Source organism: Pseudomonas helmanticensis, from assembly GCF_900182985.1.
Classification (GTDB): Bacteria; Pseudomonadota; Gammaproteobacteria; order Pseudomonadales; family Pseudomonadaceae; genus Aquipseudomonas; species Aquipseudomonas helmanticensis.
In genome coordinates this window covers 2,605,027-2,617,936 of the sequence record NZ_FXUY01000001.1, presented here as the reverse complement: position 1 = coordinate 2,617,936, position 12,910 = coordinate 2,605,027, and the positions used below count along the sequence as shown (strand labels likewise).

The following is a 12,910-nucleotide window of genomic DNA, read 5'->3' as shown; positions in this document are numbered from 1 at the left end:
AGAATAGCCGCACATATTTTTCAGGAGGTGGCCGATGCAGGCTCTCGACGCTTTGCTCAACCGTGTTTCCGTTCCACGACTGGTCGAACCGGCCCCCACTGCCGAGCAGCGCGAAGCCCTGTTTGGCGCCGCCTTGCGCGCGCCGGATCACGGGCACTTGCAGCCATATCGCTTTCTGACCGTCGAAGGCGCCGCGCGCGAGCAGATGGGTGAGTTGCTGGCTGAAGCTGCACAACAGCAGGACGGTGAAGTCACCGAGGCGATGATCGACAAGGCGCGCAACGGTCCACTGCGCGCGCCGCTGGTGGTTGTGGTCATCGCCAAATTGCAGGATCACCTCAAGTACCCGAAGGCCGAGCAGTTGCTCGCGGCCGGGTGTGCGGCGCACGGGATTTTGCTGGCGGCGTATGCGCAGGGGATTGGTGCGGTGTGGCGCACGGGTGATCTGGCGTATTCCAGTCACGTGGCCAAAGGTTTGGGGCTGGCTGAGGGGGAGGAGGTGATTGCGTTCCTGTACCTCGGCACTCCGCAGAAAGAACCGCGTGTGGCGGAGAAGGTTGATCTGGCCGAGTTCGTCAGCGCCTGGCCCGGTAAGGCGTAAAGCGAAGAGCCCCTCACCCTAGCCCTCTCCCAAAGGGAGAGGGGACTGATTGGGGGATGCTGTAGAGATACGCCGACCTGAAAGTGCTCGGCTGAATCCAGAATCGATAACGGTTCCGATGCATTTCGAGCCCGGAGTCGGCGACGATTCACGTGCCTTCCGAACCCATAATCAACTCGGTGTTTCAGGTCGATGTCTGACGCCAGACACCTCGGTCGGCTCCCTCTCCCAAAGGGAGAGGGGACTGATTGGGGGATGCTGTAGAGATACGCCGACCTGAAAGTGCTCGGCTGAATCCAGAATCGATAACGGTTCCGATGCATTTCGAGCCCGGAGTCGGCGACGATTCACGTGCCTTCCGAACCCATAATCAACTCGGTGTTTCAGGTCAATGTCTGACGCCAGACACCTCGGTCGGCTCCCTCTCCCAAAGGGAGAGGGGACTGATTGGGGGATGCTCTAGAGATACGCCGACCTGAAAGTGCTCGGCTGAATCCAGAATCGATAACGGTTCCGATGCATTTCGAGCCCGGAGTCGGCGACGATTCACGTGCCTTCCGAACCCATAATCAACTCGGTGTTTCAGGTCAATGTCTGACGCCAGACACCTCGGTCGGCTCCCTCTCCCAAAGGGAGAGGGCTGGGGTGAGGGGCTTTTCTGGGGTGAGGGCGGCTTTCAGGGTTGCACCACCGCACCCGGCACCAGCGGCAATTCCAGACTGGCAATAAAGCCACCCTGCGGATGATTGGCCAGGGTTAAACTCCCACCATGCCGCTCCGCCGCCCGGCGTGCAATCGCCAGGCCCAGACCATGCCCCGCCGCCGTCTGCCCCGGCGCCCGGTAAAACGGCTCACCCAACTGACTCAAATGCTCGGCCTGCACGCCCGGCCCATGGTCGCGCACGCTGACGATAATTTTTTCGCCCAGACGCGATGCCTGCATTTCAATGGCCTGACCTTCGGGATTGAAACGCTGGGCATTGCGCAGCAGGTTATCGACGGCGCGCTCGATCATGGTCGGCCAGCCCTTGAGGTTCAGCTGCGGTTCGGCATCGAGACGCACCAACTGCTCGGGTGAGGCAAGCTTCGCGTCTTTCTGCAGCGTGCCGAGCAGCGCGTTCAGATCCACCTCTTCGGCACTGGCATTGTCGGCATCGACCCGCGCCAGTACCAGAATCTCACTGATCAACGCTTCCAGCCGATCGCACTCGCGGGTCAACCGTGGCCAGAGTTTCTCGCGTTCTTCAGGGTTGGCCCGTTCGGCCAGTGCCAAAGCAATGCGCAGGCGTGCCAGCGGTGAACGCAGTTCGTGAGATACGTCGCGCAGCAACTGACGCTGGCTGCCAATCAGACTTTGCAGGCGCGCACCCATGCGGTTGAAATCGGTGGCGAGTACGCCGAATTCATCGCGGCGGTTGGCCAGTTTCGCCAAGCTGTTTTGCTGATAAGTCGTCTGCCCCAGATCATGCACCGCGCCGCGCAGACGGCTGAGCGGTCGAGTGATGGAGAAGGTCACGAGCAGACTGAACAGGGTCAGCACCACCAGCGCGATCCCCAGCGCACTCAGTGGCCAGAGCAGGCTTTCGCGGTGCCAGGCGTCGAGTTCCGGGTGCGGGATGCGGTAGATGAACAGGTAAGTGTCACCGGTTTTGTCACTGGTGAATTCGTCGGTCAGGCGCCGCCATGGCAGGCGTCGGTCATCGTTGTTCTGCCGCGCTTCGAAGGCGGCGGCGCGGCGCGGAAAGGTGCCACGGACCACCGGGTCGCCGGATTCGTTAAGTACCTGGACGTCGATGTGATACTGGCGTTTGCGCTGTTCGAGGATGTCCTGGGCGGCGTCTTCGCCCTGGGCTTCATAGGTTTGCGTCCACTCGCCGGCCAGGGTGTTGAGGCCCGGATGGCGGCTGAGGATCCATGCGTCCTGATTGAGCATGTGCCCGAGCAGAATCGACAGGCCAGCCACCAGAGCGATGGCCAGCCAGAAGCTCGCGAGAATACGCCAGAACAGTGAACGCACAGAAAACCCTCAGAACACACAAAGCCCCTGTAGGAGCTGCCGCAGGCTGCGATCTTTTGACTGTGGGACGCAGAGCGTCCCCGGCTGCATTCCCACGCAGAGCGTGGGAACGATCAGATCGCAGCCTGCGGCAGCTCCTACAGGGGGCAGATAAAAATAGGCCCGACGGGGTTGGCCGTCGGGTCCGGGTCAGTACATTATTGCGCTTTTTGCGGCTGTTGCGCTTTCCACGCCTTGAACTCGGCCCATTCAGCGCGACGCTCGGCCTGTTTCTTCTGGATCTCGTCGAATTTCTTCTGTTGATCCGGTTTCAGCACGGCGCGGACATCGGACTCGGCTTTCTTGTGGTTGGCCGCCATCTCGTCCTTCAGGGCTTTCTGGTCAGCCGGCGAGAGTTTTTCCAGGTACTTGTCGACCACTTGCTTACGCTCGTGCATCTGCTCGCCCATGATCTTGCGGATCTGCTCGCGCTGTTCGCGGGACAGGTCGAGTTGGCTGTACGGGCCTTTGCCGTGCATGCCGTGCATCTGACCGCCGTGGCGAGCGCCATCCATCGGGCCACCCATCGGGCCGCCATCTTGCGGCATGGCCATGGCGACGGTTGGCAGAGCGGCAGCGAACATCAGAGCGATAAGAGTCTTGCGCATGGTGTATCTCCTTGTCTCGTTCCCGGTACGTTCCGGATGAGTTCAGATTACGGAGATCAAGGTCAGCGGCGGTCAGCGCTGCGTAAAGCTTGGGTAAAGACGTTTCGTCATCAACCTTACACATATCCCTGTAGGAGCTGCGGCACGCTGCGATCTTTTGATCTGTCTTTTAAAAACAAGATCAAAAGATCGCAGCCTGCGGCAGCTCCTACAGGGGAGGCGTCGGTTACCGTTGGCCGGGGGATGTGTGCGGTTCAGAGGCTGTAGTAGTAACCACGGCTGCGCAGGGCAACGATGCGCGGGCGGCCGTCGGGGTGCGGGCCGATCTTTTTGCGCAGGTTGCTGACGTGCATGTCGAGGCTGCGGTCATACAAGGTCAGCTTGCGGCCGAGGGCGATCTGCGCCAGTTCCTGCTTGTCCAGCGGCTCGCCGGGCTGCTTGAGCAGCGCTTCGAGCAGGCGGCTTTCGGAAACGGTGAGGGTCAGTTCTTTCTCGTCGATGCTGACCACGCCACGCACCGGGCTGAAACTCAGGTCGCCCAGCTCCAGTTGCGTCGACACGGCGGCCGGATGACTGCGGCGCAACACGGCGCGCAGGCGTGCAGTCAGTTCGCGTGGGTCGCAAGGCTTGGCCAGGTAATCGTCGGCGCCGAGTTCCAGGCCGAGGATACGATCCAGTGGCTCACCCCGGGCCGACAGCATCAGCACCGGCAGATCAGCGTGATCGTTGCGCAGTTGCTTGAGCAGTTCCAGACCGCTGCCGTCGGGCAGCATCACGTCCAGCACCACCGCCGCAGGAGCGGATTCGGCCAGCGCCTTGCGGGCGCTCTGGCCATCGTGGCAGGCACGCACCTGAAAGCCTTCCTGGCTCAGCCAGCTACTCAGGAGTTCGCACAACTCCTGGTCATCATCAATCAATAACAGCTCGCTCATGACTCACTCAATTTAGCCATTGCCGACGTTTTCGGCTTGCTCCACTGGCAAAGATACCGCAGAGCAGCGCCAATAGCGCTACTCCGGCTCCGGTGACGAACCACTGTTGCTGGTCGGTCAACAGGCGCGGCTGCGGGCTGGCCTGGGCTTCCTTGAGTTGCAGCTTGAGGCGCTGGTTCTCTTGGCGCAACCGGGCGAGCTGGGCGCTTTCGCGTTGGTTATCGGCATTCTGCAGTTGTTTGTTCAGTTCTTCCCGCTGCTGCTCGCTGGCCTTGAGGCGCTGTTGCAACTCGGTGATCTGGCTGCCGGCACTCAACGACAATGGCGTGGAAGTGCCGCCTTCGGTGGTTTCCTCACCATGGGCGGGCGCCATGATCGACAACGTGACCAACATCAGACACAACGGACCCTTGCGCATCGCGATACCTGCTTCCAAATGGATATTGGGCAGGTTGTCGGCAGGCAAACGAGAATAATGAGCGATTGAGATGGGTGAGAAGCGAGAAGGTTCAGTGCGCGGGAAGGGATGTTGGTGGCTGATGGGATTTTTGTGGCAGAGGAGGGTTTTGTGGCAGAGCAGGGTTTTGTGCCAGATGAGTATTTGTGGCGAGGGGATTTAGCGAAACGTCGCACCGCCCCGTTCGGCTGCGCAGCAGTCGTGAATCATTGAATGCGGTGTGTCAGGCACACCGCATTGGATGGCTTTGGGGCGGCTTCGCCACCCAGCGGGGATAAATCCCCTCGCCACATAAACCCCTCGTCACACTGCAAATCTGTTTAAGGGAGGACTTGTTTAAACGGCTTGACGACCACGTTGGCGTACACACCAGCGGCAATGTACGGATCAGCGTCAGCCCACGCTTGTGCAGCACTCAGGGAGTCGAATTCGGCGACGATCAGGCTGCCGGTGAACCCCGCTGCGCCCGGATCATTGCTGTCGACGGCCGGGTGCGGGCCGGCCAATACGATGCGGCCTTCGCCCTTGAGCACTTGCAGGCGATCCAGATGCGCAGGGCGCGCGGCCAGGCGTGCTTCCAGTGAGTTGGCGACGTCGGTGGCAATGATTGCGTAGAGCATGTCAGTCCTCGGTTTTTGGTGTTGTGGTATCGGTGTCGTGCAGGTGACGCGACAGGTAAATGCCCTGTGCGACCAGGAACAATACGGTCATGCCCAGGCTGCCGAACACCTTGAAGTCGACCCAGTAGCTCTGGAAGGTGAAGGCGACGAACAGGTTGGCGGCTCCGCAAAACAGGAAAAAGCCGATCCAGGCAATGTTCAGGCGAGTCCAGACCGGATCCGGCAGGGTCAGCGCATGGCCCATGATGCGTTTGATCAGCAGGCGGTCACCGATGAAGTGGCTGCCGATGAACGCGACGGCGAACAGCCAGTTGACCACCGGGGCTTTCCATTTCAGGAAGGTTTCGCTGTGGAACGCCAGCGTCAGGCTACCGAAGACGAGGCAGGCGATCAGGGTCAGCCATTGGCTCTTTTCCAGCTTGCGCTGCTTGATGAACAACGCGCCGTACACCACCAGCGAACTGATGATCAACATCGCGGTGGCGCTGTAAATACCGCCTACAGTCACTTCATGGCCAGCGATGTCGACGACCCGTGGATCAAGTTTGTAAACGATGAAGAACAGCAGAAGCGGGATGAAATCGATGAATTGTTTCACAGTGAGAGCCAGAAGCTGGATGTGGCGGCATAATAACAAACATATGGGCGCGCGATAGCGCCAGCTGATTTGAGGTTACAACTCTCCGTGAATGTAGATTTGCACTGCCATAGCACGGCCTCCGATGGCGCCCTGGCGCCTGCGGTTCTGGTTGCGCGTGCGTTCGAGAACGGCGTGCGAGTCCTGTCGTTGACCGATCACGACACCCTCGAAGGCCTCGCCGAAGCGCGCACGGCCGCCAACGAATTGGGTATGCAACTGGTCAACGGTGTCGAATTGTCCTGCACCTGGGGCGGCGCGACCATTCATGTGCTGGGCTACGGTTTCGACGTCAATGCCACACCGTTGGTCGAAGCCATCGCCAAATTGCACGATGGCCGCTGGCTGCGGTCGGAAGAAATAAGCCGCAAGCTCGCGCTCAAAGGCATGCCCGGCGCCCTCGAAGGCGCGCGCAGGGTCCAGCAGGAGCTGGGCGACAGCGGCAACGCGCCGGCCCGTCCGCATTTCGCTGACTGGATGGTTCGTGAGGGTTTTGTCAAGGATCGCGCCGAAGCCTTCCGCAAATGGCTCGGCGCCGGCAAGCTCGGTGACGTCAAATTGCACTGGCCGACGCTCGAAGACACCGTCGGCACACTGCGCGCCGCCAATGCCTGGGTCAGCCTGGCGCATCCGTGGCATTACGATTTCACCCGCAGCAAGCGCCGAAAGCTGATTGCCGACTATATTCAAGCGGGCGGGCATGCGATTGAAGTGGTCAATGGCCATCAGCCTGCGGAACAGGTCGGCAGCCTGGCAATTCTTGCCCGCGAGTTCGGTCTGCTGGTCAGCGCCGGCAGTGACTTCCATGGCCCTGGCGGCTGGTCCGAGATCGGCCAGTACCGGCCGGTTCCCGAGGACCTTCCACCCCTGTGGTGTCGGTTCAAACATGACACAGTTATTGCCGCCGTCTGAACAGGTAGAAAATGTGAGTCAATTTTTCCAGATACATCCGGAAAACCCACAAGCGCGCCTGATAAAACAGGCGGTCGAGATCATCCGCAAGGGCGGAGTGGTGGTTTATCCCACGGACTCTTCCTATGCGATCGGTTGCCAGATCGGCGACAAGAACGCCATCGAGCGCGTGCGGCGTCTGCGTCAGCTCGATGACAAGCATAACTTCGCGCTGATCTGCAGTGACCTGTCGCAACTGGGCAACTACGCCAAGATCGACACCGGCACCTTTCGTATCCTGAAAGCGCATCTGCCGGGGCCGTACACCTTTATTCTCAACGCCACCCGCGAAGTGCCACGGCTGTTGCTGCATCCGAAGAAACGCACCATCGGCCTGCGCGTGCCAAGCCAGCCGATCGCCCTGGCGCTGCTGGCCGAGCTTGGCGAGCCGTTGATGAGCGTGACCCTGATCATGCCCGGCGAAGAAGACCCGCTGAGCGATCCGCACGAAATGCGCCAATTGCTTGAACACCAGGTGGACCTGATCATCGATGGCGGCTTCGGCGGTATCAAGGCGTCCACCGTGATCGACCTGACCGGTGATGATCCGGAAGTCGTCCGCGTCGGTTGCGGCGATCCGACGCCGTTCATGGTCGAGGCCTGAATGTCCGCAGTGGAAACCGTTGTCGATCCCCAGGCCGGCGCTCAGCAGGAACTGCCGTTTGCCATGGTCTATGGCCAGGCGGTCATGGAAATGCCGCTCGACCTGTACATCCCGCCGGATGCGCTGGAAGTCTTTCTTGACGCCTTCGAAGGCCCGCTCGACCTGCTGCTGTACCTGATCCGCAAACAGAACATCAACATCCTCGACATCCCGGTGGCGGAAATCACCCGCCAATACATGGGCTATGTCGAGTTGATGCAGTCGGTGCGCCTGGAACTCGCCGCCGAGTATCTGGTGATGGCTGCGATGCTGGCCGAGATCAAATCGCGCATGCTCCTGCCGCGCGCCGAAACCATCGAAGACGAAGAAGATGACCCGCGCGCTGAACTGATCCGCCGCTTGCAGGAATACGAGCGTTTCAAGGCTGCCGCCGAAGGCATTGATGGCCTGAGCCGGGTGGGTCGCGATGTCATCGTGCCCAAGCTCGACGCCCCGGAAGCCCGGGCGCGCAAGCTGTTGCCGGATGTCGCGCTGGAAGAGATTTTGATGTGCATGGCCGAAGTACTGCGCCGTGGCGACATGTTTGAAAGCCACCAGGTCAGCCGCGAGGCACTGTCCACTCGCGAGCGCATGAGCGATGTGCTGGAACGGCTCAAGGGCGGCGGTTTTGTGCCGTTCGTCGAGCTGTTTACTGCCGAAGAGGGCAGGCTGGGTGTGGTGGTGACCTTTATGGCGATCCTTGAACTGGTCAAGGAATCCTTGGTCGAGCTGGTGCAGAATGAGCCGTTCGCCGCGATCCACGTGCGAGCCCGAGCCGAATAACGAGTCGAAACATGAACCTGACTGAACCCCGCGAGCTGGCGCCCCTGCTTGAAGCCTTTCTGTTGGCCTCGGGAAAGCCGCAATCCCTTGAGCGCCTGTTTGAGTTATTCGAAGAGGGTGAACGCCCCGAGCCTGCGGTCTTCAAGAAAGCCCTGACCCTGCTGGGCAAGTCCTGCGAGGGCCGCGCGTTCGAGCTGAAGGAAGTCTCCTCTGGCTATCGCTTGCAGATCCGCGAGAAGTTTTCGCCGTGGGTCGGACGTTTATGGGAAGAACGTCCGCAGCGTTATTCCCGTGCCCTGCTGGAAACCATCGCGCTGATCGCCTATCGCCAGCCGATCACCCGTGGCGAGATCGAAGACGTGCGCGGTGTGGCGGTGAACAGCAACATTGTCAAAACCTTGCTGGAACGTGAGTGGATTCGTGTCGTCGGTTACCGCGATGTACCGGGCAAACCGGCGATGTTTGCCACCACCAAGATGTTTCTCGATCACTTCAACCTGAAGAACCTCGAAGACCTGCCGCCGCTGGCCGAACTGCGCGAGATGGAAACCGACCCGGTGCTCGATTTCGACGACGCGCCGGTGCCGCAAGGCTTGCAGGAGTTGGCCGACGCCAGCGCCGAGCCGGAGGAGGAGAAAGAGGAAACCAGTTTTCATACGTTGTTGCTGGAACTGGACAGCATGGAGGAGGGGATCAAGACCGACTTCGACGATTTGCTGCGTGATGCGGCGGACGGTGAAGCGCCGACGGTTGATGGTGAAACCGAGACTGAGCCTGAGTCACAGATCGCCGAACCAACCATCGCAGTTGAACTTGAAGCCGAGCCCGAAGCCGAACCACAAGAGGACATTCTTGGCGTCGCCCAAGCCCGCGAAAAGCTGTTGGCCGCCGTCGCCGCCCTCGAACAATCGGCGCCAGCCCTGGAACCGGAGCTGAGCGAAGAAGAAGCCGAAGCCCGCGCCCTGGCCGAAGCCATCGAAGCCGAACGCCGCGAATTCGAAGACTGAGTGACGCCGAAAAGATCGCAGCCTTCGGCAGCTCCTACAGGGGCCGCATTCCAATGTAGGAGCTGCCGAAGGCTGCGATCTTTTGATCTCTCAAAGGTATCCAAATGAGTTCGACAAAAGACCCGTGCATCAGCGTCTGCAAGTTCAGCGACGACATCTGCCTCGGCTGCGGCCGCAGCAAGCGCGAAATCAAAGCCTGGAAGAAACTCGACAAGGACGACAAGCGCACGGTACTCGCTGAAGCTGCACTGCGCCTTATCAAGCTCGGCAACGCCGGTCGGCGGAAAAAGAAATAACCTTGGCCTGATCGACTAGTCTCTGATGCGCGACGGCCGACATCCGCGTATGATTCGCGACCCTTCGCCGATCCCTTCGGCCAAGAACCCAGATTTCAATGCTTCAGGCGCTCAATTCAGAGCGCTTGAACAGACCACACCGGGAGGTGCCCAGATGAGTGACATCAATCAGAAAGACGACCAGGAAATCGGCCCAGCAGGCGAAAAACTGCAGAAAGTCCTCGCCCGTATCGGCGTCGGCTCGCGCCGTGACGTGGAATCCTGGATCAGCCAGGGCCGGATCAAGGTCAATGGTAAAGACGCCACCCTCGGTCTGCGCGTCGACATGCACGACGCCATCACCATTGATGGCAAGGTGATCAAGCGCGAAGAGGCGGCCGAATCGGTACGCCGCGTGATCATGTACAACAAACCCGATGGCGAGATCTGCACCCGTGACGACCCGGAAGGCCGTCCGACCGTGTTCGACAAGCTGCCGCGTCCGAAAGAAGGTCGCTGGATCAACATCGGTCGTCTCGACATCAACACCACCGGTCTGCTGATGTTCACCACCGACGGTGAACTGGCTAACCGGCTGATGCACCCGTCCTACGAGATGGACCGTGAGTACGCCGTGCGTGTACGCGGTGAAGTCGACGACGAAATGATCGAGCGCCTGAAGGCCGGCGTGGTGCTGGAAGACGGCCCGGCGAAGTTCACCGACATCAAGCAGGCCCCGGGTGGCGAAGGCTTCAACCACTGGTATCACTGCGTGGTGATGGAAGGCCGTAACCGTGAGGTTCGTCGTCTGTGGGAATCGCAAGGTCTGGTGGTCAGCCGTCTGAAGCGCGTGCGTTTCGGTCCGGTGTTCCTCAACTCCGACCTGCCGATGGGCCGCTGGCGCGAAATGAGCCAGTACGAAGTCGACATTCTCAGTGCTGAAGTCGGCCTGACCCCAGTGGCGATGCCGCAACTGAACGCCAAGAGCAAAGACAAGCTTGAGCGTATGCAGCGCAAATCGTCGCGCCCGATGGGCAAGACCGAGCGCGTGCGCACGCTGCGTCCAGCCGCTGGCGCGCCGACCGGCCCACGTCCAAGCCGCGAGCCGCAGATCGAAGGTGAGCGTCCAGGTCGCAAGCCAGTCGCCCGTGACGGCGAGCGCGCTCCGCGTCCGGCCAATGGTCGCACTGAACGTGGCGAGCGTGGTGCACCTGCCGGTCGTGGTACGCCAGTGGCGGATCGTCCAGCGGACACCACCAACAAGCGTCCGGCCAAGCCTGCGCCGAAGCGTCCGGGAATCAAGCTGGTCGATGGCGACAAGCCGTCGGGCAAGCGTCGTGGTGCACCGGCGGGTTCCGGTCAGCGCCCGGGTTTCGGGCGTCGCAAGCCGGAATAAGGCTGCTGTGAGCTTCTAGCGGCAAGCTTCAAGCCCAAACAAAAACGCCAACCTCAGGGTTGGCGTTTTTTTTCGTCTGACGAAAACGGAAGTGTTGTGGTGGGTGAGAAATGGCTATCGCGAGCAGGCTCACTCCTACAATGTGAAAAGCGTTCCCCTGTAGGAGTGAGCCTGCTCGCGATAGCGTCAGTCGCCTAAAACACAAAGCGCCCATCAAACACCGGCTTGTCATCCAGCGCCAAGACGCCGCCCGAGAAAATCAGGTCCAGGTGATGACTGCCTTTCGCGCCACCGCCTAGCCCAAGATGCAGCCCGCAATGCCGCTCCTCAAACCCGGCATTGCGCGCATACAAATCCTTCACGCCTTCATTGGTACCGATCCCCAATTCCTCGATCCGCCGGTTCGACGGATTGGCGTCCAGGTATTTGTTGAAATCATGCTCCAGCCCCGGCACCTCGGTGGCGATGCGGCTGATGGTCGAGTTCTCGATCCACAGCTCCAGCGGTGACTCCAGCACGCCATATTTGCGCGCAAACGGAATGGTGCTGAGAAACGTGCCCTTGAACTTGACGTGACCGTTGATGGCTTCGCTGTGCGTGGCGATTTCACCGGGCGCGAGGTCGAAGTTGCCGATGCCGTTGATGTCGGTCCATTTCTTGATGCTGCTCAGCGGCGTTTCAAACCATGAGCCTTCATCGTCCTTGAAACTCAGCGTCGTCGCCCGGGACATGCGCTGGATCAAATGGCTGTTCAAGCCGGCAATGCGCTGCGGGGTAACGCTGAACGTGTCGTAGAAATACTCGCCGTAATCCTTGAACAGCAGCGATTTCTTCCAGTTTTCCGCCATCACGCCTTGCAGGGCGCGGACGAACTCCGGGCCGTCGGGGCGCGGGTTGGGCAGGGTGGAAGAGTCGTAGAAGAAAATGTACAGATCGCTGTCGGTAATCGCCGAGCTCAGCGCTGCGGTGCTTTCCAGATCCAGGCGTCGGGCGCTGAATTTGAAGCGAGGATGATTGCCAGCCTGTTCGGCGATTGTGCCGGTCAGCGCTTCGTAGTCAGCCGTGTGGCCGAGCAATACCTTCGCCGAGTCGAGGCCGGCAAGGGCAGGGTGATGTTCGAGGTAGTAAAGGAAATGCGAGATCGCGCGGGGCTTATCCATGAGTCCTCTCTGACTGACCGTGAAAAAAACGGCAGGCACGACCGGCCGGATCGTGCCTGCCCGGGATGCCTTACAGAGGCCACATCGCCGTGCCGAACGGCACGACCGCATCGGCTTGCATCATTTCCACAGCGGCTTCATGGGTCGGCGCTTCAAACCATTCGTCCAGCTGCAGTTCGGTATCCAAGTCTTTTTCCAGTGCTTGCATGGTCGATCTCCTAGATGACTTTCACGGTTGTGACTGGCCGGTCGAGGTGTCCGGCGAGACGTGAAGAACCTAGTTCAGAGACTTTTGTAATGCAAAAAATTATTTATTTAATTTTTAAATAAACTTTTTATTCTGTTTTGCAGATTGAAATTTCTCGTTTTAAAACAAAAAACTAAACGGGACTTTTAGTTAGTGAGCTAGCTACCGTCAATTTGCAGACGTCCTACAGACATTTCTCGATCGGCAAGTTTGCGTTACACATTGTAAGGAAATATTTACGAAAACCACGCTAAAACGCCATGGATTGATCGACTCTCGGATGTTGTAAGGAAAAGCTGCCGCAAGCCGTAGGGCCGAGGGAGATGCAAAGCTCTGGCGCGCTTGTTTCGAGGGCGTTTGCAGGGTGAGATGCGCCCCATGCCTGTCGTGCAGGTGCATAACAAGAAGGAGGCGCAATGAACGCCGTGACTGATCTCCACCTCTCTCCGTGGGACGGTTTTTTCCTCGTCCACGTCGATGGCCTGCAAAGGCCTGACTCAATTTTTGCAGCCGCCCGGGTCTCTCGTGGTGGACACT

At 59.8% G+C, this 12,910-nt stretch carries 15 protein-coding genes; 7 read left to right on the top strand and 8 right to left on the bottom strand.

The genetic code is table 11. From position 1 onward, the window contains the following. The first annotated feature begins 34 nt into the window (after positions 1–34). On the top strand, positions 35–601 hold the full coding sequence (locus tag QOL84_RS11610) for a nitroreductase family protein (protein WP_283437281.1): 567 nt from the start codon (positions 35–37) through the stop codon (positions 599–601). Positions 602–1,277: 676 nt separating this feature from the next. On the opposite strand, the gene QOL84_RS11605 is transcribed toward QOL84_RS11610, so the two are convergent. From QOL84_RS11605 to QOL84_RS11580, 6 genes are all read right to left on the bottom strand, one after another. Next, entirely contained in the window at positions 1,278–2,618 is a 1,341-nt protein-coding gene (locus QOL84_RS11605; protein ID WP_283437280.1) for a sensor histidine kinase, read from the bottom strand. 197 nt (positions 2,619–2,815) lie between these two features. Continuing rightward, a complete protein-coding gene (locus QOL84_RS11600; protein ID WP_129390772.1) occupies positions 2,816–3,265 on the bottom strand; it encodes a Spy/CpxP family protein refolding chaperone in 450 nt (149 codons plus the stop codon). 254 nt (positions 3,266–3,519) lie between these two features. Continuing rightward, entirely contained in the window at positions 3,520–4,197 is a 678-nt protein-coding gene (locus QOL84_RS11595) for a response regulator transcription factor (RefSeq protein ID WP_129390778.1), read from the bottom strand. A 7-nt stretch (positions 4,198–4,204) separates the two neighbouring features. Then, positions 4,205–4,615: an SH3 domain-containing protein gene (locus QOL84_RS11590; protein ID WP_129390781.1), complete on the bottom strand. Its 411-nt coding sequence runs from the start codon at positions 4,613–4,615 to the stop codon at positions 4,205–4,207. A 359-nt stretch (positions 4,616–4,974) separates the two neighbouring features. Next, complete coding sequence (locus tag QOL84_RS11585) at positions 4,975–5,274, bottom strand: YciI family protein (protein ID WP_283437279.1); 300 nt, start codon at positions 5,272–5,274, stop codon at positions 4,975–4,977. A gap of 1 nt (position 5,275) precedes the next feature. Next, complete coding sequence (locus QOL84_RS11580) at positions 5,276–5,872, bottom strand: septation protein A (RefSeq protein WP_283437278.1); 597 nt, start codon at positions 5,870–5,872, stop codon at positions 5,276–5,278. Positions 5,873–5,959: 87 nt separating this feature from the next. On the opposite strand from QOL84_RS11580, the gene QOL84_RS11575 reads away from it, so the two are divergent. From QOL84_RS11575 to rluB, 6 genes are all read left to right on the top strand, one after another. Beyond that, a complete protein-coding gene (locus tag QOL84_RS11575; protein ID WP_283437277.1) occupies positions 5,960–6,823 on the top strand; it encodes a PHP domain-containing protein in 864 nt (287 codons plus the stop codon). Between the two features lie 13 nt (positions 6,824–6,836). Continuing rightward, positions 6,837–7,466, top strand: a complete 630-nt coding sequence (locus tag QOL84_RS11570) for an L-threonylcarbamoyladenylate synthase (RefSeq protein ID WP_129390793.1) — start codon at positions 6,837–6,839, stop codon at positions 7,464–7,466. Beyond that, complete coding sequence (locus QOL84_RS11565; RefSeq protein ID WP_488168963.1) at positions 7,467–8,288, top strand: segregation and condensation protein A; 822 nt, start codon at positions 7,467–7,469, stop codon at positions 8,286–8,288. A gap of 11 nt (positions 8,289–8,299) precedes the next feature. Next, the gene (scpB, locus tag QOL84_RS11560; protein ID WP_283437276.1) at positions 8,300–9,295 is read left to right on the top strand and encodes an SMC-Scp complex subunit ScpB; all 996 of its coding nucleotides are present in this window, start codon (positions 8,300–8,302) and stop codon (positions 9,293–9,295) included. Positions 9,296–9,399: 104 nt separating this feature from the next. Beyond that, positions 9,400–9,591 (top strand): DUF1289 domain-containing protein, encoded by a 192-nt coding sequence (locus QOL84_RS11555; RefSeq protein ID WP_283437275.1) that lies wholly within the window; start codon positions 9,400–9,402, stop codon positions 9,589–9,591. A 154-nt stretch (positions 9,592–9,745) separates the two neighbouring features. Continuing rightward, positions 9,746–10,966 carry a 23S rRNA pseudouridine(2605) synthase RluB gene (gene rluB / locus QOL84_RS11550; RefSeq protein ID WP_129390805.1) on the top strand — a complete coding sequence of 407 codons (1,221 nt, stop codon included), beginning with the start codon at positions 9,746–9,748 and terminating at the stop codon, positions 10,964–10,966. Positions 10,967–11,160: 194 nt separating this feature from the next. On the opposite strand, the gene QOL84_RS11545 is transcribed toward rluB, so the two are convergent. Beyond that, on the bottom strand, positions 11,161–12,126 hold the full coding sequence (locus QOL84_RS11545; protein WP_283437274.1) for a M29 family metallopeptidase: 966 nt from the start codon (positions 12,124–12,126) through the stop codon (positions 11,161–11,163). A 70-nt stretch (positions 12,127–12,196) separates the two neighbouring features. Then, positions 12,197–12,334 carry a hypothetical protein gene (locus QOL84_RS11540; protein WP_003222780.1) on the bottom strand — a complete coding sequence of 46 codons (138 nt, stop codon included), beginning with the start codon at positions 12,332–12,334 and terminating at the stop codon, positions 12,197–12,199. Positions 12,335–12,910 lie beyond the last annotated feature (576 nt).

Coding starts and splice junctions, on each gene's coding strand:
- QOL84_RS11610 (WP_283437281.1), top strand. CDS start 35: ATGCAGGCTCTCGACGCTTTGCTCAACCGTGTTTCCGTTCCACGACTG.
- QOL84_RS11600 (WP_129390772.1), bottom strand. CDS start 3,265: ATGCGCAAGACTCTTATCGCTCTGATGTTCGCTGCCGCTCTGCCAACC.
- QOL84_RS11595 (WP_129390778.1), bottom strand. CDS start 4,197: ATGAGCGAGCTGTTATTGATTGATGATGACCAGGAGTTGTGCGAACTC.
- QOL84_RS11590 (WP_129390781.1), bottom strand. CDS start 4,615: ATGCGCAAGGGTCCGTTGTGTCTGATGTTGGTCACGTTGTCGATCATG.
- QOL84_RS11585 (WP_283437279.1), bottom strand. CDS start 5,274: ATGCTCTACGCAATCATTGCCACCGACGTCGCCAACTCACTGGAAGCA.
- QOL84_RS11565 (WP_488168963.1), top strand. CDS start 7,467: ATGTCCGCAGTGGAAACCGTTGTCGATCCCCAGGCCGGCGCTCAGCAG.
- scpB (WP_283437276.1), top strand. CDS start 8,300: ATGAACCTGACTGAACCCCGCGAGCTGGCGCCCCTGCTTGAAGCCTTT.
- QOL84_RS11555 (WP_283437275.1), top strand. CDS start 9,400: ATGAGTTCGACAAAAGACCCGTGCATCAGCGTCTGCAAGTTCAGCGAC.
- rluB (WP_129390805.1), top strand. CDS start 9,746: ATGAGTGACATCAATCAGAAAGACGACCAGGAAATCGGCCCAGCAGGC.
- QOL84_RS11545 (WP_283437274.1), bottom strand. CDS start 12,126: ATGGATAAGCCCCGCGCGATCTCGCATTTCCTTTACTACCTCGAACAT.
- QOL84_RS11540 (WP_003222780.1), bottom strand. CDS start 12,334: ATGCAAGCACTGGAAAAAGACTTGGATACCGAACTGCAGCTGGACGAA.